Consider the following 20,773-nt stretch of genomic DNA (forward strand, 5'->3'; position numbering starts at 1 on the left):
TCTGAAACTCATCAGGTTAATACCACATACACCACGGTTGTGGTGACCAGCGCAATGACCACATTGAGCACCATGCCCTCTTTTGCCATGGTGCGAATAGACACTTTATCTGTGCTGTAAACAATGGCATTGGGCGCAGTGGCAACGGGTAGCATAAAGGCGCAACTGGCGCTGATGGCAGCCGGGATCATCAGTAATTTAGGATCCACACCCACTGCCATTCCTGCTGTGGCCAGAATCGGCATCAGTAAGGTGGCCGTGGCGGTATTGGAGGTGATTTCCGTAAGAAATGTGACAAACAGGCAGAGGATAAGAATCATCGCTAACAGCGGCATGTCAGAGAGTCCGGCAAGCGCCTCGCCCATGGCAACACTCAGACCTGAGCTGTCAAAGGCTTTGGCAATACAGATACCTCCGGCAAACAGCAGTAGCATGCCCCAGGGGATATCGTTAGCGGTTTTCCAGTCGAGTAATTTTTCTCCTGGCTGTTTCCCCGTTGGGGTTAAAAACATCGCCACCACACCGGCCAGCGCAATGGTACTATCCCCCACCCCATCCAGGCCCAGCCACTGCGTCCAGTAAGGGCGAAAAATCCACGCCAGCGCCACTGAGGTAAACACGATCAACACCCGTTTTTCCTCACTTTGCCACTGACCTGCAGCCGGAAGCTCAAGGTTATCCAGCGCTCCCAGTCCCCGGGTCAGCCACAGCGCCATCAGCGGAATACCAATTAGTACAATGGGCAAACCAAAGCTCATCCACTCAAGAAACGTCAGGGGGTGCCCCTGCACCTCGTTGTACACGCTCATAAAGATAATGTTAGGTGGCGTGCCGATTGGCGTTCCCACACCCCCAAGGCTGGCCGAATAAGCAATTCCTAACAAAATCGCGGCCGCCAAACTGGGATTTTGAATACGCTGAATAACCGCAATGGCAATGGGTAGCAGCATCAATGTGGTGGCGGTATTAGAGATCCACATGGATAAAAACGCGGCCGTTAACATAAAACCCAGCACTAATCGCCGGGCGCTGTGGGCACCTGTGAGACTGACCATATAAAACGCAAAGCGACTGTGAACATTGGACTTTTCCAGCGCTTTGGAAAGCATAAACGCGCCCATCAGCAGGATGATGACATGGCTGCCCAGCGAAGACGCAGCCTGCTGATGGGTCAGCACGCCGCTGAGCGGAAAGGCAGCGAAGGGGATCAATGAGGTGGCAGGTATCGGCAGTGCTTCGGTGATCCAGTAAAACGCGGTCAAAAAGGTAATCGCCGCCGTCCAGGTGATAGCAGAGGAATGCCCCTGCCACTGCAGCACCATTACCAATAGCAATGATAGCAGCGGACCTGCCAGTATCAGGCGTGTTTTAATCAGCATAAAACGTCCTGAGGTTATTTTGCACATCACGCCAGCGATCGGTGGACTGCAACGCAGACATATCCGGCGAAACTCCTTTGAGCATGCTTTCCAGTCTGTTGCCTTTGGCGTAGCGGTGGTCCAGTTTATCCAGTACCTGAATTGCCCCGGCGCGATCGTTACACACCAGCACCATGTCACAGCCCGCTTCCATTGCGGACATGGCGCGATCGTGAAAATCTCCCATCATCACCGCTCCCTGCATAGACAAATCATCAGAGAAGATGACCCCGTTAAAACCCAGTTCATCACGTAAAATATCGGTTAGCCAGCGCCGTGAAAAACAGGCCGGCAACGGATCAACCTCGGGGTACACCACATGGGCCGGCATGACGGCATCCAGCAACTGCTTTTGCTGGGCCGCACAAAAAGTCTGCATATCCCACTGGCGAATGTCTGTTTCACTGCGCTTATCTACTGGCATGGCAATGTGAGAGTCCTCCCGCACACTGCCGTGACCGGGAAAATGCTTTCCCGTTGTTTTCATACCGGCCTGACGCATACCTTGCATGGCTCGCGCTGCCAGCATCGAAACCTGTTCTGGTGCTGGCGCAAAGCTGCGGTCACCAATGACTTCGGAGATCCCTCGAACATCCAGTACCGGCGCAAAACTGATATCGATGTCCATGGCCAGGACTTCGGCAGCCATCAACCAGACAAATTGTTCAGCCCATTGTGCCGCCTGATTCAGATCGCCATTGGCCTTTTCTAACAGCGCCCCCATCGCCGGAATGGCGCTGAAACCCTGGCGAAAACGTTGCACCCGCCCACCTTCATGATCCACGGCAATCAGCACGGGACCGGGCGCAAAGGCGCGAATATCCCTTACCAGCTCCTCTAGCTGCACAGGATCGTCGAAATTATGGCTAAATAAGATGACCCCGCCGGTAAGCGGGTGCGCCAATAACTCTTTTTCTTCTGCGGATAGCTGGCCATCTGCCAGATCCAACATCACTGGGCCCATAGGTTTAACATACTGATATAAAAGAAGGTTACTTTACGTGATTGGCATTAAAAGGCAACGCCAGAAAGATAAAAGCAAGCGCTTAAACCGGCTTCTCTCATCGTTGATCAATCACTGACCGGATTGAAGCAAACACATGGTCTAGTGCTTATTAAAATGCAGTCTGGATTTCATCAAACTGTATGCCCACACTGAGAAAATTATCCTGATATCGGGAGTTACGCACATTACCGAGGATCTCCTGCTCCACCATTCCGTCTTTATTCAACAGGGTAATCACCACAGGCAGTAAATTCACTTTGCGCCCGGTATTAGACTCTTCAAACTGGAAACGACACCCTCCTGGCGATATATCCTGAACCAACCCCTCAAAAGGACGACCTCGCTGCTGTTGTTCACCCAGCATCTGAATACTGACTGGTAAAGCACTTTTCGCCCTGAGTGGCCTGCGATGTATTTCTTTTGGAAAATCAAGAAATAAAAAACGATCGGGACGACGCATCAGATTGATAATTTCGGTTTTAAAGGCGAAACACTCGCCGAGACTGTCTTCTATCAAGAAACGACAGATGGCCACCATGCCAGTGACCCCTTCGCGCTGTGGAAAGTTAATGTCTTCAAAACGGAGCATCAGGTAGCGACCAAAGCGATAACCCACCATTTCTTTGAAAGCGGCTGTCAAAATGATCGAAAAATTATACTTCCAGTTGGGTCCCCATCGGTACCGGACCAAACCAATCCTTGTCCTGTTCAGCAAAGGTCTGAACAATTACTTTTTGCATATTCAGCTGGCCTGTTAATTCCCTTACCACGATTCAGCGAAGCAGAATACGCTGTATCGCAATGCCTAAACTAAATAAAAATTCGTTTTTAAACAAGACATCAGAATAAACATTTACCAGGGCAAGGGATCGCCATTGGCATGCCAGAACTGTCCCGTGTTGGAGAGCGTCAGATCATCGATGCGCTGCATCAGCCGTTGTGCAGAAACCTGTGCTGATACATCACCGCCATAACCCACCATTTCTGTTTGCACATAGCCCGGATGCAGCAGGGCCACCGCGATTCCTCTGGGCGCTAAATCCCGAGCCAGAGATACACCGGCGGCGTTGAGGGCGGCTTTGGACATACGATAGCCGTAATAGCCTCCCGAACCATTGTCGGCCATAGAGCCCATACGGCTGGTGATCATCGCCACTTTGGAGCCCTTGTGAAGATGGGGAGAGAGCGCATGGGTGACCAGCAGCGGTCCCATTGCATTCACGCTGAATTGCTCTTTAATACTGCCGGGATCCGGATTATCAAAACTATCTCTGCCTAGTACACCGGCGTTGTTGATCAACACATCAATCTGCACGCTGGAAAGCGGCTTCAGTGCCTGGCCCAGGCCATTTTCATCGGCCACATCAACACCTTCGATAATCCTGGCCCCACATTGCTGTAGCGCTGAGGTAGCGTTGCGGCATAAGGCATAGACCGTATCGCCGCGCTGCACATACTCCTGGGTCAGAGCCAGACCAATACCTCTGCTCGCACCGGTGATCACTATGGTTGCCATACTTACCTCTGGACCTTGAGGATACGTGCCAAATCCGCCGGGGTATCAATACCCGGAGGCGGTGTCTCGGCGGCAATATCCACATGTATTTTTTCTCCATGCCATAGCACCCGCAACTGCTCTAAGGATTCAATCTGTTCGAGCCCGGAGGGCGCCATGTTGACATATTGGCGAATAAATCCGGCGCGATAGGCATAAATGCCAATGTGCCGCAGATAATAATCCCCCACCTCGTCGATGTTGTCTTCATCCAGAAAACGACTTCGATCGTAAGGCACCGTGGCACGACTGAAGTACAGTGCATAGCCAAGCTTGTCGGTGACCACCTTCACCACATTGGGGTTAAACACCTCTTCCACATCCGTCAGGCGCACCGCCAGAGTGGCCATTTCTGCCAGCGGATGCAAATGAAGGTTTTCTGCTACCTGCTGAATATTAGCCGGTGGAATAAAGGGCTCGTCACCTTGTACATTCACCACCAGTTCATCGGCGTCAAGTTCAAGCCGGTCCACCACCTCCGCCAGACGTTCTGTACCAGATTCATGATGCGATGAGGTCATGCACACGCGCCCGCCAAAATCTTCGACGGCCTCAGCGATACGCGCGTCATCGGTTGCTACAATCACCTGGGCCGCGCCACAGTCAGACGCCCGCTCCACCACATGCTGGATCATCGGTTTACCATGAATATCCGCCAAAGGCTTACCCGGGAAACGGGTGGACCCATAGCGGGCTGGAATGATTACGGTGAATTTCATTGGGCTTATTTACCTTTGAGCTTTTCCACTTCTTCACTGCTCATTTGTCTGGCTTCGTTTTCCAGCATCACAGGTATGTTGTCACGCACCGGATAGGCCAGACGATCGAAGCGACAAACCAGTTCGCTGGCTTGTGCATTGTAGTATAACGCCCCCTTGCACACCGGGCAGGCAAGAATGTCGAGTAATTTTTTGTCAAAGGCCATGAAGCTTTTCCAGCAGTTGTTGTTTGAATTGTTCGGTTAACTTAGCACTTACCGGCAGGTACCACCATTGTGAGCCGGCAAAGCGGCGGCACTTCACCGCATCTTTTTCAGTCATCAATACCAGGTCATCGGGAATATCACCGGCCTTGAAAGCATAGTGATCAGCATACACCCGCGTCTCTTTCAGTTTAACCTGGCGGTGTTTAAGCAGATTAAAAAAGCGTTCTGGATTACCAATGCCGGCCAGCGCCATAGCGGGCTTTTTCAGCGCCGAAAGGGGCTGGGTTTTGCTCGGATATTTGAGGTTCACCAGTTGTCCAATTTCCAGTGACATCAGGTGCTCCCCCGGATTGGCAATACCGCCATTGACCACCACAAAATCCACCTCATCGATACGCCATGGGCCCTCTCGCAAAGGCCCCATAGGCAGCAATTTGCCATTTCCCAGACGGCGTTCACCATCCATGACCAGAATTTCCACATCACGGTGCAGACGATAATGCTGCAATCCGTCGTCACAGAGGATCACATTGCAGTGATGGGTATTGACCAGATGGGCGGCCCCGCGCACCCGATCCGGGTCCACCACCAACGGACAGCCCAGATGCTGGCGCATCAGCACCGGCTCATCCCCCACCACACCAGGGTCACTGTCGGCTATTACGGTATAGGGGTAGGTCGGCGCCTTGCCACCATAACCACGACTGACCACCCCCGGATGATAGCCCTGCTGTTTGAGCCACTGGCACAGGCGGATCACCAGAGGCGTTTTACCGCTGCCGCCCACAGTAATATTACCCACCACAATCACCGGCGCACCCACTTTATGGGTGGTTTTTAGCCCCAGGCGATAACATAAACGGCGCAGGGCAGAGAGCAGATAAAATATCAGAGCCAACGGGGCCAGTAACCACAGCCACAGGCTGCCCCGGTACCAGGCTTTTTCCAATGCTGTCACTAAATACTCATTCCGTCTTTGAATTGCAGTTTATGCAGTTGTGCATAGGCACCTTTTTTCTCCAGCAGACTCTTATGGTCGCCCTGTTCGACGATGCCCCCCTGGTCAATCACCAGAATTTTATCCGCATTCTCGATGGTGGATAAACGGTGCGCCACCACCAGACTGGTGCGATTTTGCTGAAGTTTATCCAGCGCGTCCTGGATCAGTCGCTCCGATTCCGTATCCAGCGCCGAGGTAGCCTCGTCAAGAATCAGCACCGGTGCATCGCGCAGTATGGCTCTGGCAATGGCAATGCGCTGGCGCTGTCCACCAGAGAGCATCAGCCCATTCTCACCGATATTGGTATCCAGTCCTTCAGGTAACTCGTCAACAAACTCCATGACATGGGCAATGCGCGCCGCTTCCAGAATGTCGTCACGACTGACACTGTCTTCAGAGCCATAGGCGATGTTATTGGCGATAGTATCGTTAAACAGCGTTACATGCTGAGAGACCAGTGCAAACTGGCGACGTAAGTCTTCCAGATTGATGTCATTAAGGGGCTGACCGTCAAGCAGAATACGTCCGTGCTCAGTCTGATAGAAACGTGTCAGCAGACTGGAAATCGTCGACTTACCACTGCCCGAGCGCCCGACCAATGCGAGCGTCTGTCCGGCCTGAATCTCGAAACTGACATCTTTCAAGGCTTCCTGCTCTTTACCCGGATAACTGAAGGTCACCCCATCAAAGAGAATATCCCCTTTGGCGCGATCGATACGCAGCTGACCTGTATTAGGCTCTTGCTGCTGATCGAGGATCTCAAAGATACTGCCACAGGCGGCCATACCCCGCTGAAACTCGCTGTTCACTGTAGTGAGCTGTTTCAGCGGTTTGAGCAACATGGTCATGCAAAATACCACGGTAGTAAAAATACCCGCCGTCAGTTGCTCCAGCATATCCGGCAGGCTGGAAATATACAGCACCACCGCCAGCGCAATAGAGGCAATCACCTGAATCGACGACTCACTGAATAACCGCGATACCACCAGTTTCATGTTCTGCTGGCGGTTATGGTTGTTACGCTGATCGAAACGTTCTTTCTCCATCGCTTGCCCACCGAACATCAGCACCACTTTATGTCCTTTGATCACCTGCTCTACGGTACTGGTCAGGCTTCCCATGGCCTGCTGAATATTGCGGCTGACAATACGAAACCGCTTACTGACCACATAGACGATGGCTGCCACGACAGGACCAATCAACATAAAGATGAGTGACAGCTGCCAGGAGTAATAAAACATCACACTGAGCAGGCCAATCACCAGCGCGCCCTCTCGCACCAGGGTTAACAGGGCTTTACCGGCGGCGTTGGTGACCTGTTCAGTGTCATAAATAACCTTGGAAATCATTTTTCCGGAAGAGTTTTGATCATGAAACGCCACTGGCAGATGAATAAACTGATCAAAAAGCTGTCGGCGCATTTTCATTACCACCTGATTGGCAATCCAGGCCAGGGTATAGGTGCCCATAAAGTTGAATATGCCGCGTAAAATAAAGATCGGCACAATCAGATACGCCGCCATGCGCAGATAGCCGAAGTCCCCTTTAACCAGGCTGTCATCAATCAGGGGTTTGAGCTGAGAAAAGACAAAAGCATCCACGGCGGAGTAGCCGATCATGCCAAAAATGGCGACCATAAATGCCAGTTTGTAATCTTTCTGATATCGCAGGAAACGCCGGAATACGGTCTGTGAAGGCTTATTTTTATTCATCTATTCACACTATGCTTTAGCCCGGTGACGGGCAGAATGAGGCTATTGTACCGTTGTGCCACTAATTACCCAACACTGAATACCATCAACACTCAATCATGAAAATGAAAAGGTGGTCGCTGATACCAGTAAGGCGCATAGTCACGGCGATACGTTTTCACCTCTATATGATTGGCATAGATCATAAAATCAATCTGCCCTTCACGGGAGGTTTGCAGCCCCGTTGTACCCTGCTCATGATAGCGCTGCGCCACCGCCACGTCAGGAAAACGCCAGCGATTCAGATAGCCCTGGCTGAACACTACAAACTTTGGCGCTACCGCGCGAATAAACGCTGAAGAAGACGACGTATTGCTGCCATGATGCGGGGCGATCAGAATATCAGCCTGAATCGCCTCACCGGCAGCCAGTATCCCCTCTATGTCAATGTCGATATCCCCTGGCAATAACAGGGTATTCTCACCATCACTGATATGCAGCACACAAGAAAGGTTATTCTCAGAGTCCTGGTAGCCAGTGGGTGGCCACAGCACTTTAAGGCTGAGTCCTTGCCATTGTTCCTGCCAGGGCTGGCGACACCCTGTTTCAGCATCCACAATGGTATTAATCACGATGCCACGCTGCAAAACGCCAAGGCTGCCCGCATGGTCATTGTCATGATGACTGATAAATACCCTGTCCAGTTGCCTGATACCCTGCCTTTTTAACAGCGGCAGGATATGGCTGTCAGCGCTGTTATAGCCCGAGGGATACGCCGGCCCCGTATCATAGAGAATTGCCCGTCCCCTTCGCTCAACAACCACCGCCAGCCCCTGACCTACGTCCAGAACTCTTACCATCCAGTATGGTGCCTGTGAAGGCGGCAACCAGCTCAAAAGCGGCAGACAACAGATTAGACTCACCAGCCATTTCCAACGAGATAACGGTAAACACCCTATAATCAGGGCCACAACCAGCACTATCCACACAATCAACGGGATATGTCTGACAGCAAAGGAAGCTGACTGCCAGTTTGCGCACCACTGTAAGCCGGCAATGCCGAGCTCCAGCAGGGTATCAGTAAAAGAAAACACCTGGCGCGCAGCGCCCGGCCACACTACCAACAAAGCCAGGCCCAGCAAACACAGTGGCACCAGCAACAAGGTAACCAGCGGTACCGCAAGCAGATTGACCAGTGGTGCCACCACAGACACCAGATTAAATTCCCAGGCGACCAGCGGCAGCATCATCACACTCAGTGCCAGTTGCATGCGCAGTAACACCCACATGGCACTGTGCCAGTTGAGACCGGCAGAGGCCACCGGCCAGCGCCAGAACACCAGCCAGATAATGGCAATGGCGGAAAAGCTCAGCCAGAAACTAAACGAGAACAGCGACAACGGAAACAACAGGATAAAAATCAGTAAGGTAGATAAAACAATCTGACGGGGTCGCCAGTGACGATCACTCAGCCACAACCATGTCACCAACGCCAGCATTACCCAGGCCCGGGCGGTGGGCAGACTAAAACCCGCCAGCGCCGCATAACCGGCAGCGACGATCAGCGCACCGCCCATAGACCATTTCAACAAATTAGCGTGCTCACTGCTGCCCCTAACCACACGCGCGCTTGTCCACACCAGCACCGACAGGCTCAACCCACTGATAATACCCAGGTGTAAACCGGATATCGCAATAAGATGGGCTACGCCGGTTTGCTGAACCAGTTGCCAGTCCTCGGCTTCCAGCGCCCCACGATACCCCAGAGTGAGCGCCTGTAACCAGGCACCGTGCTTGAGTTCCAGAGCCGCCAGATTATCCCGCAGCTGTTGACGCAGGCTGATGCTACCACCAATCAGCTCATTGGATGTCTGCTGCACCACATATCCGGTGGCTTTAATACCATTAGCAAACAACCAGCGCTGATAGTTAAAACCGCCCAGATTAACACTGCCATGGGGTGGTTTGAGGCGTACTGCGAGTCTGAGCCGCTGGCCCTGTTTAAGCGGCCAAGATGGATTTCGGTAACTGAGTCGAATAAACACACCGGAAGGTACCGACTGATTTTCCAGAGACAACAGTCTTAAGGTAAAGCGCTGGACAGGTTCAGTGCGCGTCAGGGTGCTCACCTGCCCCTCAATCAGTACCGTTTTTTGAATCAATGTCTGGGGCAGTTGCCAAGCCTGTTGCCAATGCCCTACACTCGCCATCCAGAAAATGGCAGCAAATGCGCCCGACAGCCACCATCTTTGGTAGTAAAGGGCGAGGATAATTGTCAGAATAAGCAGTGGCGGTAAAATCCATACAGGCGGCAATGCAGACCATAATAAAACGGTCATACTCAGTGTAATGAAACTGAAACGCCAAACATCCATATTTGCAGCCTTATCGGTTCATTTCCCACGCGGAATGACGTGAATCAGAGAGCCTTATGCCAAAGAAAATTATCGGGCGTTTTTTGCCTGATCACCAAACAATTAAGCGACAAAAAGCCCTGGCGGTGTTTGGCACCTTGCTGCACGACCCCAATTTATGGCATTTAAATCGTCGCTCGGCGGCCGGGGCCTTTGGTATTGGGATGTTTTTCGCGTTCTGGCCAGTACCCTTTCAGATGTGGCTGGCCGCCGCGTTGGCCATCCCCCTGCGCGTCAACCTGCCGTTATCTGTGGCCACGGTATGGATCACCAATCCCTTTACCATGCCGCCGATATTTTTTGCAGCCTACAAAGTAGGAGTATGGCTTTTGGGCGGACCCGCTGAACCCTTTTATTTTGAACTGAGCTGGAGCTGGGTGGTCGACAGTCTCAACACCATAGGCCCGGCGTTTTTACTCGGCTGTGGGGTGTGTGCGGTAGTCTTTGGTGCACTCGGGTATTTCACCATGAACCTGCTCTGGCGCTTCTCCGTCAGCAAGGCATGGAAAGCCCGGGCCGAGAAACGTCAGCAACCGAAGTCCTAGCAATTCACCTCTTTATGAGATGACAATCCGTGCAATAAAACACCCTATACAACGGCGGGTCTGAAGCCATGGAGAAGGCACCGGTCAGCGAGCATACACGGGCGTCACAAGCATTATTCGCCCCGCTCTACCCGCCACGGAGGATTGAGGCGATTGTCACCAGCCCAATATAGCTTTATTTTATTACCCGACGGGTCGTGCAAAACGGCCTCTCTCCAGAGGTAACGCATATCCGTCGGGTCCTGATCAAATTTAAACCCTTTTTCCTTGAGTTCAGATACCAGTGTATCTAACCCTTCATGCTCAAAGTAAATCACACTCCCATTGACATATTGCGCTTCTTCCAGCGCCAGAGAAAACGTGGCTTCACCCTGGGGGCATTCAAACCGCGCATAGTGCGGTGTATCAACAATCTGCAAAAAACCCATTTTTCGATAAAATGCTGTGGTCTTTTGCATATTTGAAACCGGCAGTGTGACCTGATTCATATTCATCGACTTGTCCTCCACAATCCTGACCATTGACATTGCCCCATGAGCAGTGTGATCAAGACTTCAGTATGCTATGACTCACATCATTACACATTCAGAAGCTACGCGGTTTGATTGCATCTTTTTTACCAAATAATGAACCCAAATAATTTGCCATTACCATGCCAATGTCCGCACCGAGAACAATTACCACAGCCACCACCCGGTATGCCTTGTTCATTATCGGCTCTTTTATTGCGCCCTGGTGTTATTCCGCTCTAGGGCTCTGTGAGACCAGCTAAGTCTGGGCCCAGCGCCGAGGCGCCTGAGGTTTCATCACAAGCGCCAAAGCCTCACAGTGACGGACACGCCTGGCGCGTAAAATAAAAATCCACTGAGCGCTCGCTGGCGTTCCGTGTGCCCACTATCCTGGCATGCAGCTTATTGTCGCCAACAGCTTCATAGAGGATACGTTGTGGAAAGTCATGGCCGGGATTTTCGAACACCAGTTGATTGTGTGTAAAGGTCCGCAGAGTAAATACGGTTTCCTCCTGATTCAAAGGCATTGCAACAAATGTTAGCTGGCCGGAATCCTCAGCCACGATTCGCATATACTCATAGGAAACGGTCTTCTGATTTTTCACGGTCTGGCTCATTCCAAGCATCATGCCGCCTGCGGGACGCATCCAATGCTCCCCGGAGCCAGCCTCCTGGTTATCAGCAGACCAGCATCCGGCTAACCAGGCTGGCAGCGATGGACTTGAAGCAGGTGGTTGAGACATAACACCGTATGAGGGAATTAGGATTGCTATAAAAAGGATGAAGCCACGCATATCATCTCCTTAAAAACCGCTACGCGGAAAAGAATCCTACCCACATTCTCATGGGCAAACACAACATCAATCCTGTCACGATATGGCAGTGCCTCACGCGCTATAAGGCCCCACTGTTTTGCAGCCGCCAGGTGAGGCCAGAGCCGCGCTGACTGACCGTATCCAGCGCATTATGCAATTGCTGCGTCGGCGCAAACAGGGTCAGCTCTTTACGTGCCCGGGTGATGCCGGTATACAGCAATTCACGGCTGACAAACTGCCCAGGATTGTCGCCCAGACTGATTATGGCATGCTCATATTCTGAGCCCTGCGACTTATGAATGGTCATGGCATACACCGGTTGCCAGGCTGGCAGGCGGCTGGTGAGAATGCTTCTTAAGGTGCCCGATTCCTGCTGAAACCAGACCTTGAGCAGGCCGTTGTCATCGGGCAGACAAATACCGGTATCGCCGTTAAACAACTGCACCTGATAATCATTCTGGGTGATCATCACCGGCAAGCCTGCATACAGCTCCTGCTGCGGTTTAATCCAGTTGCGACGCATCAGGCTCAAGGCTATTTGCCGGTTGAGCGTTTCACTACCCCATTGGCCCTTGCGGGTGGCACATAATACCTGTTGCTTACTGAGCTGGGTAAAGGCCTGGCCGATATCCTTTTCTGCCACCGCGGCAAAATAATCCTGCATGCCCCGACAGGCCAGTTCAACCAGTTCGCCAGGGCTTGCCTCAGCGTACCAGTTGAGATCGGCATAATCAGAGGACGACAAACAGCGCAGCACCGCTGTCAGATTCCCCAGATTCACCGCCGATGCCAGCTGACCAATACCACTGTGGAAGTCAAAACGATGGCTCTTACTCAACATTACCAGGTTATCCTGTACAGAACTGACAGGCTGCTGACAAGGTTCAAGGTCAATACCGGTGATACGGGCAATACGCTGAGCGGTCTGCGCCGTGAATTGTTGTTCGCCCCACACCGGCACACTGGCGCAGATGTCACTGAGTACCGAACCCACTTCCACTGACGCCAGTTGCTGACGATCACCCAGCATCACCACACGACAATCCGTCGGCAGGGCGTCGAGTAGCTTTGCCATCAGCGGCAGATCTACCATGGATGCCTCATCCAGAATCAGCATATCCAGTGCCAGCGGGTTGTCGCGATGATGACGAAATTGCTTACGGTTAGGAATACTGCCCAACAACCGGTGCAAGGTTGATGCCTGGTGAGGCAGACTCTGGCTCATGGATTCTGGTAAACGGCGGCGCGCCTGCTCTATGGATTCGGTGAGGCGGGTCGCCGCCTTACCTGTTGGCGCCGTCATGGCAATACGCAGCCGTTTCCCCTGCGTCGCTGCCAGCGTCTGTACTAAGGCCATCAAACGGGTCACGGTAGTGGTTTTACCCGTCCCTGGCCCACCGGTAATAATGCAAAGCGCCTGACTGGCCGCCTGCACCACGGCAATTTGCTGCCAATCGGGCCCCGTTTGTGCAGAATCGCCAAATAGCTGTCTGAGTATGGGACCGCAGGCCTCCTCATCCACTTCCAGGGTGCGCGATGCCAGCTCACGGAGCTTATTACACAGTGCCACCTCATAATCCCAGTAGCGCTGCAAGTACAGCGCCTGATTATCCAGTACCAAGGGCGTATTCGGATGACGTTGTTCGCTGGCCTGAGTCACCGTGCGGCTTTGCTGTAACAGTCCCAGTAGCTGAGATTCAAACAGCATGGGTAGGGGCTGCTGTAGCTCTGCCACCCACAGATTATAAATCCGGCAGAGTTCATCCACACTCACGCACAAATGCTGTGCGCCCAGCTGCTGGCTGAGAATACAGGCCACCAGTCCCATCTCTTCACCATGTTCGCTTTCCTGGTCGGCAATAAACAGCCCCAGCGCCGTATCCAGCGCATCGACAAAGCCCTTTTCCTGCAGAGGTTGCAGATAATGCCCGGCGCTTAACATAGTTCCAGTTGCTCCATCTGATTATCATCCCGGCTGTGGCCCCTGAACAGCTTATCCAGCGCCATGATCAGTTCCTTCTGCGGTCGGGTGAAATAACAGCCACTGTCTATTTGCTCCGCCGTCATGCCGCGTAAGAACAAGTAGCAGGCACCACCCACATGGCGATCATAGTCATAATCCTCCAGGCGGCTTTGTAGCCAGCGATGCAGGGCCAGAGAGTACAGAATCGCCTGCAGTTCATAATCATGCTCCTGCATGGCTCGGCCCATTGCCTCGGTGTTGTAATCGGCAAAGCTGTCACCCAGATGATTGGACTTATAGTCGGCCACGTAAACCTTGCCCTGATACATAAAAATCAGATCCACATAGCCTTTGAGGGCACCGTTTAAGGTCTCAAAATCATAATGGGCGTTCAGATCGGAGCGATAACGGTTAAGTACGGCATTAAAAGCACTGGCCTTGATCTGATTCACCGGCAAATGAAATTCCATTTCCGCCAGCAACTGCTCAAGGTTATTCAGGCACAAACCTGCCTCAACAAAGGGGGTTTGCATTGCATCAGATAACCAACTGCTCACCACCGGCCACCAGCGCGATTCAATCCCGTAACGCATGGCCTGCGCCTCAACCAGCTCTGCCAGTGGCGGGCTGTCGGGTTGCAAGGCATGTTCGAGTACATCATGTAAAAACGAACCAGGCCGCGCACCGCGGGGAAAGCTAAACCTGTTGTCCTGCTCAGAATGCATTTCCGGCAGCGGTGGCATCACAGTGATTGGCGCCTCGTCATAGCCAGGGGCCGGTAATTTATCCTGCTGCTGGCTGATGGCTGAATAACTGGTCAGGCGCCAGCGCTGATAATGGCTGTTACCCGCCACCGCACAGCTCAGTTGCTGCTCCTGTTGATTTGCCTGTCGGTTAAGGCTGACTGGCGACGAGGGTTCAATCAGCCGGTACTGAATATTTACCCCATCGGCCAGCGCGTCGAGCTTATCGGCCAGGATCGTACTATGCAGATTCTCTGTACCGCCGATAACCAGGTTACCCAGCGCCGTCTGCAGCAGCCCTGATGCCTTAGTATTGCCGCCGGTGTTGGGGTGCCAGACACCAAGGCTGCAATAATGCTCAGCCCGGGTCAGTGCCACATAAAACAAGCGAATATCCTCGGCTAAACGCTCATAGGCAGCCCGTTCAAGGGCACTGTCGGCATTGGTGAAATCCACCCGCAACCGGTTTTCATCGTCATGATACAAGGCCTCTTTGGTGGCACTGTACTTACAGGCAAAAGGAATAAACACCAGCGGATATTCGAGCCCTTTAGAGGCATGCATGGTCACTATCTGCACCAGTTTATCATCGGTTTCCAGACGCAACTGCTGGGCTTCATGATTATCATCGGGCTCCAGCAGGATCTGGTGGTACCAGCGCAATAACTGGCTTTCGCCCCTGTGCTGCTGTTCCTGCTGTTGCAACAATTCAAGCAAATGGCGCAGGTCGGTCAGCTGGCGCATGCCATCTTCGAAGCGGCGCATCAGCGATACCTGGATCTCCAGGCTATCCAGCATCTGAGCCAGGGCGCTGGCTATCCCCTGGCGCTGCCACAGCTTTTGCCAATGGAAAAACTGCCAGAGCAGATCCTGCCAGCGCAGTTCATCTAAAAGCCATTGTTCAAACTGAGCGGCATCCAGACCCACCATTTCAGTGAGCATGGCGGCCTTGACCAGACGCTCATCGGCGGGGTTGTGTATGGCCTTAAGCAGAATGTAGAGGTCGCGGGCCAGCTGTGTACTGAACACACTGCGGCGCACTAAAAACACGCTGTCGATATTGGCCTTGCGCAGGCCGGTGCGGATCATATCCGCTTCAATTTTATCCCGCACCAGTACCGCACAGTCGCCAGGCTGCAGCGGCCGCTGCTGATCTTTCGCCTGGATCACTGCTTCCCCCTGCTCCGCCAGTTGCAGCAGGCCGGCAATCTGATTCACACAATCCTGCACCAGAGGGGATTGCACCACAGATAAGGCTTTGGGATCTTCGGTAGCCAGATAATTAAAGCAGATACCGGCCCGTGGCTGGCCCTGAACCAGTAAACGGGCTTGTTTGTCAGCCGCTTTAACCGGCATAAAGGGAATATCGCGGTTAAATAAGAAGCCGTCGCGGCTTTGCGCGAAAAGATGATTAACCCCCTCTACCAGTTCATGGCGTGAGCGCCAGTTGGTGTCCAGGGTAAAACGGCGCTGCTCATCCACCAGGCGCTTGGCCTGAATATAGGTAAAGATATCGGCGCCACGAAAAGCATAAATCGCCTGTTTGGGGTCGCCAATCATGATCAGGCAGTGCTGGCCCTGTGGCGGATACAGGGTCGAGAAAATCTCAAACTGGGTAGCGTCGGTATCCTGAAATTCATCAATCAGTGCCGCCGGATACTGATTACGTATGGCACTAGCCAGATCAGCACCCTGTCTGCTGCCAAGGGCCCTCTGCAGATGGCGGAGCAGATCATCGGGGCTGAGCTGATTAGCCTGATCTTTGTTATTACTTAGCCGCTGGCGCACCTCGGCCAGCGCCTTAAGGCTGAGACTCACCTGCAGGGCCTGGCGTAACTCGCCTTCCAGCTTATGCAACAACTCAAAAGGGCCGAAATTCAGATGGGATAAATCTTTGCTGGTTTTAGTCGCTGCACTTTGTACCTTATGAGGGAAAAGCACCTGCCAGCCATCCTTGTGGCCACTGAAAAATACCTCTTCAGAGCGGAAAAAATCATCCAGGCGGTAAATCACCTCGCCTTTACCTAACAGTGTATTTTTCTTTAAGCCGGCCTGTAATAACTGCTCGGCCACCTGCTCTTGCAGCCACCAGTCACGGGTTTGCTGCAGGCACTGTCGATAGCGGCAAAACAGTTGCTGAGGATCCTCATCGGGCTCCTCCGCCTGGACCGACTGACTTAACAGCGGTCGCAGTTTTTGCTGCAGGGCAGCAGGCTCGCCCCAGAACGACAACACCAGTTCCAGCAACGGCGCCGGTAACGGGGCAATTTCACTGCGCCAGAAGTCCTTTACCGCCAGATTCAAATGTTCAGATTCATCCAGGATCAGCTCCTGCTGATAACGTTCGCCGCTTTCAAAGGCATGTTGTACCAGCGCCCGCTGACAGAAACTGTGAATGGTGAAAATGGCCGCCTCATCCATCTGCCGGCTGGCAAGCTGCAGGCGCTGGAAGGCCTGCTGAGGTTCCTCAACCTCATCGATCAGACGCTGAATTAAGCTGTCATCACTTTTACCGGCATAAAAATCCACACTACAGCGATGGATCAGGCTGCGAATACGGTGCTTCAGTTCGGCGGTGGCAGCATTGGTAAAGGTTACCACCAGAATCTGATCCACCTTTAAGGGTGCGCACTGATGACCAATCAACAAACGCAGGTACAGGTGTACGATGGTAAAGGTTTTACCTGTGCCCGCGCTGGCCTCGATCAGGGACTGACCGGATAAGGGAAAGCCGGATAAATCCAGTGGCTTCATGCTTCACTCCCTGCATATAAGGGCCCGACCAGCCGTTCACTGATATCGGCAAATTCATCGAAAATCGCCTCAAGATCGGGCCAGATACGTGCAATATGCTGCTCCTGCCCTTCTCCGGGCTGAAAGTCATTGCCCAGATAGGCCTTCAGGGTTTTATCCTTATCACCGGTTTTAAGCCAGCACCAGGCACTGGCAATCAGCAGGGGTAAGGGCCTGCTGTGGCCACTGCGCCAGGCCGCCACAAACTGCTGTAAATATTCCTCCGCCTGCTGCGGCTGTGGTGCGGCTACCACAAATGGGTCTGATTCGGTGCCGACAAATACCGCCTGAGTAACCGGCTGTTGCTGAGCCCTGAGCAACAGTAAACGCAGCCACAGATCGAGTTTATCCTGCTCGCGCACCTTACCGGAGCGCCACAGCACTAACTGATCCTGATACAGATGATCCTGCACGCCCTGTAATAACAAGCCGTCAATCTCCAGCTCCAGCAATACCCTGCGCGGGCTGTACTCTCGCCGAAAAACGGCCAGTCGCTGGTTCAGCGCCTCGCTGTCCTGTCGGACCTGATTAAAGGTCAGCCCGGCACTGTTACCCACTGGCAACACGCCCTCGGCACGCATCTCCACAAAACAGCCCTGCATGTCTTCGGCTTCTACCAGTCTCTGGCGCAACTGATACCGGCTCAGGCCGTCAAGCGCAAAAGGCTCTTCATCTTCAAGCTGCTGTTCCAGTGAGGCGAAACGGGCCTGCCAGCGCAACTGAAAAAAGCCCAGCGCCGGATTGCGGAAAAATTTCAGCCACTCTTCTGTGCTCACCTGAGACTGTGGCTCCACAGACTGCAAGGAGGTGAAAAAGGGTTGTGGCGCTGCTGGCTGGCCCAGCAATCTGGCCAGATTCAGGCTCTGAGGGTCATAGCTGCGGCCAGGATCCTGACTGAAATACTGCGGATGAAAAGGCTGTAAATGGGCCTGCTGATGTAGTCGCTCGCGCACAGAACTGCCCTCTTCGGCTGCATACACCTGCTCACAGTAATCCAGTAATTCTTCCACCAGCACACTGGGCACCTGCACGCTGTTGTCCCGCTGGCTACGGCCCAGATAACTGATATACACCGCATCGCGCGCCGACAGCAGGGCTTCAAGAAACAAATAGCGGTCATCCAGACGCCGGGAACGATCCCCTTTGCGCTGAGGCGTCAGGCCCATTAAATCAAAGCCCATGGGTATAATCTGGCGGGGATAGTCGCTGTCGTTCATGCCCAACAGGCACACCCGCTTAAATGGAATACTGCGCATGGGCATCAGGGTACAGAAATTCACCGCCCCGGCCAGAAAGCGCTGGCCCACACCGCTTTCCTGTAATTGTTGCTCCAGCGCCTGGCAGAACACCCGCTGTTCAATCTCGCCATCATACTGGTGCTGATGCCGGGCCAGACTTTCCAGCGCCTGACGCAGCCTGAGCAGATAGGGCTCTTCGTCTTCTTCTGCGGCGTAGATGTTTTGCAGATGCTGATCCAGCCAGGCGACTTTGTCTTTGAGGGCGCGCGGATATTGGCAAAACTCCAGCCACAGCCCCAGCTCGCGCAGAAAGTCCAGCAGTTTGGCCAGTATGCGGCTGTCCTGACCTTCCATATCGGTATAGGGCGCAATCAGGCCGCTGATCGCCGCTTCTGCGTAGGTCTCTGAAGAAGCACCTGGTGCTGGTTTTCTCTGATAAAGGGGGGCCGACATGGCATAACCACTGATCAGCCGGGTTAACCCGTGTAACCAGCTGTTCTGCCCGTCCTGCGGCAATTGCCAGCGGCTTTTATCCTCTGCATCCAGGCCCCAGCGTATGCCTGCATCGGCCAGCCAGAATCTGAGCTGTTCAAACTCAGCCTGCGTCAGAGCGAAGCGGCGCATCACCGCCGGCACCTCAAGAATATCGAGGATTTCGGTCAGTGACAGGCGTTTAAGCTGCAGGCGCATCAGATTGGAGAAACTGATTAAAAGCGGTGATTCCTGCATAGCGCCGCGATCGGATATGGCAAAAGGAATGGCCCGCTCGCCCTTATGGCCACCGAACACACCGGGGATCAGTGGTGCATAGTCGCTGACATCCGGCATCATCACAATCACATCACCCGGATGGGCATCCGGGTTGCGCGCAAAGTAATCCAGCAGGCTGTCCTGCAGCACTTCAAGCTCTCTGAGCCGGGAATGACAGCTGACCACCTGCAGGCTGTTGTCGCTGCCCTTAAGCTCAACTTTGGGATAGACAGAAGGCTGGACAAGCTCATCAGCCGCTAAAGGCTCGGCGCTGCCCCGGTGCGTCAGCTCAAGCACCTCATCCTGTAAGTGCAGCAATAAGGTATCAGGTACCTGCTGAACGAACAGATCCTGCTGTTGTGGTTCAAGCTGCAACAGTAAATCGAGAAAATCCTGGCCCTGCTTGCCCCAGGAGGCCAAAAGCGGGTTGCCCACATCAAGGTAATCGCTATCTGTGTTCTGTTGCTCCAGTGCCGCAAGCTGGCTTCCGGCATGGCCCTTCTGATCAATAATATCGCCCCAGTAATGGCAACTGGGATTGAGCCAATAAAGGTAAACCGGAATTTGCTGCGCGATGGCCTGTAGTACCTGCAACTGCTGGGGCGGCAAGGCCGAGATCCCGAACACCATCAATTGTGAGGGTAGTTTCTGTCTGCAATCCTGCTCTTTGAGTTTATCCAGCAGCGCCTGATGCAGATTGGCACGATGCCAGGGCGATTCACCCAGTGTCTCGCTGTACGCAATGAGCTCCCGCCACAGTGCGCTCTGCCAGGCATGTTTATGCATATCAGCCGTAATAACGGCGTCATCACCCTGCTCCCAGGCCAGGATCCAGTCGGGCCGGTATACCAGATACTGGTCAAATAAATCCGCTACTTTTTGTGCCAGCTGAAACTGCTTTAATTCACCGTCACCTGCCAGATAATCAGCCACTGGCGCAAACACGTCCTGCGAGCAAAGTTGCGGCAACAGCGCCATCAGCTTCCAGGTCATATTGTCTTTGGTAAAGGCCGAGGATTCGGGAATATCTGGTAACAGCTGGCGGTATAACTGCCAAATATAGCTTGAGGGTAACGGAAAGGTGAGATTAGCGGCAATACCGGTGTGCTCTGCCACCTGTAATTTGAGCCACTGCGCCATACCCGGGCTTTGCACCCAGATAACCTGCGATTGAAATAGGGCCTGCGCGTCATGGGTTTTGGATGACAGGGTCTGACATAGCTGCGATGCCAGAATCTCCATTTTGTTGGACTGAACCAAATACAGCAATGCCACCGCCTCCAAACTGCCTGTGATAAGCACATGACGTCATATTGTCACTTAAGATGAATAATCTTAACAACCTGATCCGCAAGTGGCGATAATTAATGTCATTGAGGTCTTTTTGAGTTTGCGTGGCAAAGGAGAG

16 protein-coding genes are annotated in these 20,773 nt (G+C 53.1%); 1 reads left to right on the forward strand and 15 read right to left on the reverse strand.

Translation table 11 applies throughout. The annotated features are described in order from the left end of the window. Positions 1 to 11: 11 nt before the first annotated feature. The 9 genes from CCY32_RS02810 to CCY32_RS02850 all read right to left on the reverse strand — a co-directional run bounded on the left by CCY32_RS02810 (position 12) and on the right by CCY32_RS02850 (position 9,970). Positions 12 to 1,322 (reverse strand): SLC13 family permease, encoded by a 1,311-nt coding sequence (locus CCY32_RS02810; RefSeq protein WP_246840522.1) that lies wholly within the window; start codon positions 1,320 to 1,322, stop codon positions 12 to 14. A gap of 46 nt (positions 1,323 to 1,368) precedes the next feature. Beyond that, entirely contained in the window at positions 1,369 to 2,382 is a 1,014-nt protein-coding gene (nagZ, locus tag CCY32_RS02815; protein ID WP_088329031.1) for a beta-N-acetylhexosaminidase, read from the reverse strand. Positions 2,383 to 2,533: 151 nt separating this feature from the next. Continuing rightward, a complete protein-coding gene (locus CCY32_RS02820; RefSeq protein ID WP_088329032.1) occupies positions 2,534 to 3,064 on the reverse strand; it encodes a PilZ domain-containing protein in 531 nt (176 codons plus the stop codon). Between the two features lie 213 nt (positions 3,065 to 3,277). Then, positions 3,278 to 3,940, reverse strand: a complete 663-nt coding sequence (locus CCY32_RS02825) for an SDR family oxidoreductase (protein ID WP_088329033.1) — start codon at positions 3,938 to 3,940, stop codon at positions 3,278 to 3,280. 2 nt (positions 3,941 to 3,942) lie between these two features. After that, entirely contained in the window at positions 3,943 to 4,698 is a 756-nt protein-coding gene (gene kdsB, locus CCY32_RS02830; protein ID WP_088329034.1) for a 3-deoxy-manno-octulosonate cytidylyltransferase, read from the reverse strand. A gap of 5 nt (positions 4,699 to 4,703) precedes the next feature. Continuing rightward, positions 4,704 to 4,904, reverse strand: coding sequence for a Trm112 family protein (locus CCY32_RS02835; protein ID WP_088329035.1), 201 nt, complete (start codon positions 4,902 to 4,904; stop codon positions 4,704 to 4,706). Continuing rightward, positions 4,894 to 5,862, reverse strand: coding sequence for a tetraacyldisaccharide 4'-kinase (gene lpxK, locus CCY32_RS02840; protein ID WP_088329036.1), 969 nt, complete (start codon positions 5,860 to 5,862; stop codon positions 4,894 to 4,896). Before lpxK ends, CCY32_RS02835 begins: the two co-directional genes overlap by 11 nt. After that, positions 5,862 to 7,616, reverse strand: a complete 1,755-nt coding sequence (gene msbA, locus CCY32_RS02845) for a lipid A export permease/ATP-binding protein MsbA (protein ID WP_088329037.1) — start codon at positions 7,614 to 7,616, stop codon at positions 5,862 to 5,864. The genes lpxK and msbA overlap by 1 nt, the downstream gene beginning before the upstream one ends. A 92-nt stretch (positions 7,617 to 7,708) precedes the next feature. Then, the gene (locus tag CCY32_RS02850) at positions 7,709 to 9,970 is read right to left on the reverse strand and encodes a DNA internalization-related competence protein ComEC/Rec2 (RefSeq protein WP_088329038.1); all 2,262 of its coding nucleotides are present in this window, start codon (positions 9,968 to 9,970) and stop codon (positions 7,709 to 7,711) included. 56 nt (positions 9,971 to 10,026) lie between these two features. Between CCY32_RS02850 and CCY32_RS02855 the strand changes: the two genes are divergently transcribed. Continuing rightward, on the forward strand, positions 10,027 to 10,554 hold the full coding sequence (locus tag CCY32_RS02855; RefSeq protein ID WP_088329039.1) for a DUF2062 domain-containing protein: 528 nt from the start codon (positions 10,027 to 10,029) through the stop codon (positions 10,552 to 10,554). Between the two features lie 113 nt (positions 10,555 to 10,667). Here the strand turns inward: CCY32_RS02855 and CCY32_RS02860 are convergent, their stop codons facing one another. From CCY32_RS02860 to recC, 6 genes are all read right to left on the reverse strand, one after another. Then, the gene (locus CCY32_RS02860) at positions 10,668 to 11,048 is read right to left on the reverse strand and encodes a VOC family protein (protein ID WP_088329040.1); all 381 of its coding nucleotides are present in this window, start codon (positions 11,046 to 11,048) and stop codon (positions 10,668 to 10,670) included. A gap of 91 nt (positions 11,049 to 11,139) precedes the next feature. Beyond that, entirely contained in the window at positions 11,140 to 11,265 is a 126-nt protein-coding gene (locus CCY32_RS17425; RefSeq protein ID WP_281492499.1) for a hypothetical protein, read from the reverse strand. 112 nt (positions 11,266 to 11,377) lie between these two features. Beyond that, positions 11,378 to 11,857: a DUF6265 family protein gene (locus CCY32_RS02865; protein ID WP_141096164.1), complete on the reverse strand. Its 480-nt coding sequence runs from the start codon at positions 11,855 to 11,857 to the stop codon at positions 11,378 to 11,380. A gap of 100 nt (positions 11,858 to 11,957) precedes the next feature. Further along, positions 11,958 to 13,820 carry an exodeoxyribonuclease V subunit alpha gene (gene recD, locus CCY32_RS02870; RefSeq protein ID WP_088329042.1) on the reverse strand — a complete coding sequence of 621 codons (1,863 nt, stop codon included), beginning with the start codon at positions 13,818 to 13,820 and terminating at the stop codon, positions 11,958 to 11,960. Next, positions 13,814 to 17,338 (reverse strand): exodeoxyribonuclease V subunit beta, encoded by a 3,525-nt coding sequence (recB, locus tag CCY32_RS02875; protein WP_088329043.1) that lies wholly within the window; start codon positions 17,336 to 17,338, stop codon positions 13,814 to 13,816. The genes recD and recB overlap by 7 nt, the downstream gene beginning before the upstream one ends. Next, a complete protein-coding gene (gene recC, locus CCY32_RS02880; RefSeq protein WP_246840507.1) occupies positions 17,335 to 20,640 on the reverse strand; it encodes an exodeoxyribonuclease V subunit gamma in 3,306 nt (1,101 codons plus the stop codon). The genes recB and recC overlap by 4 nt, the downstream gene beginning before the upstream one ends. Positions 20,641 to 20,773 lie beyond the last annotated feature (133 nt).

The organism is Lacimicrobium sp. SS2-24 (assembly GCF_002201535.1).
Lineage (GTDB): Bacteria > Pseudomonadota > Gammaproteobacteria > Enterobacterales > Alteromonadaceae > Lacimicrobium.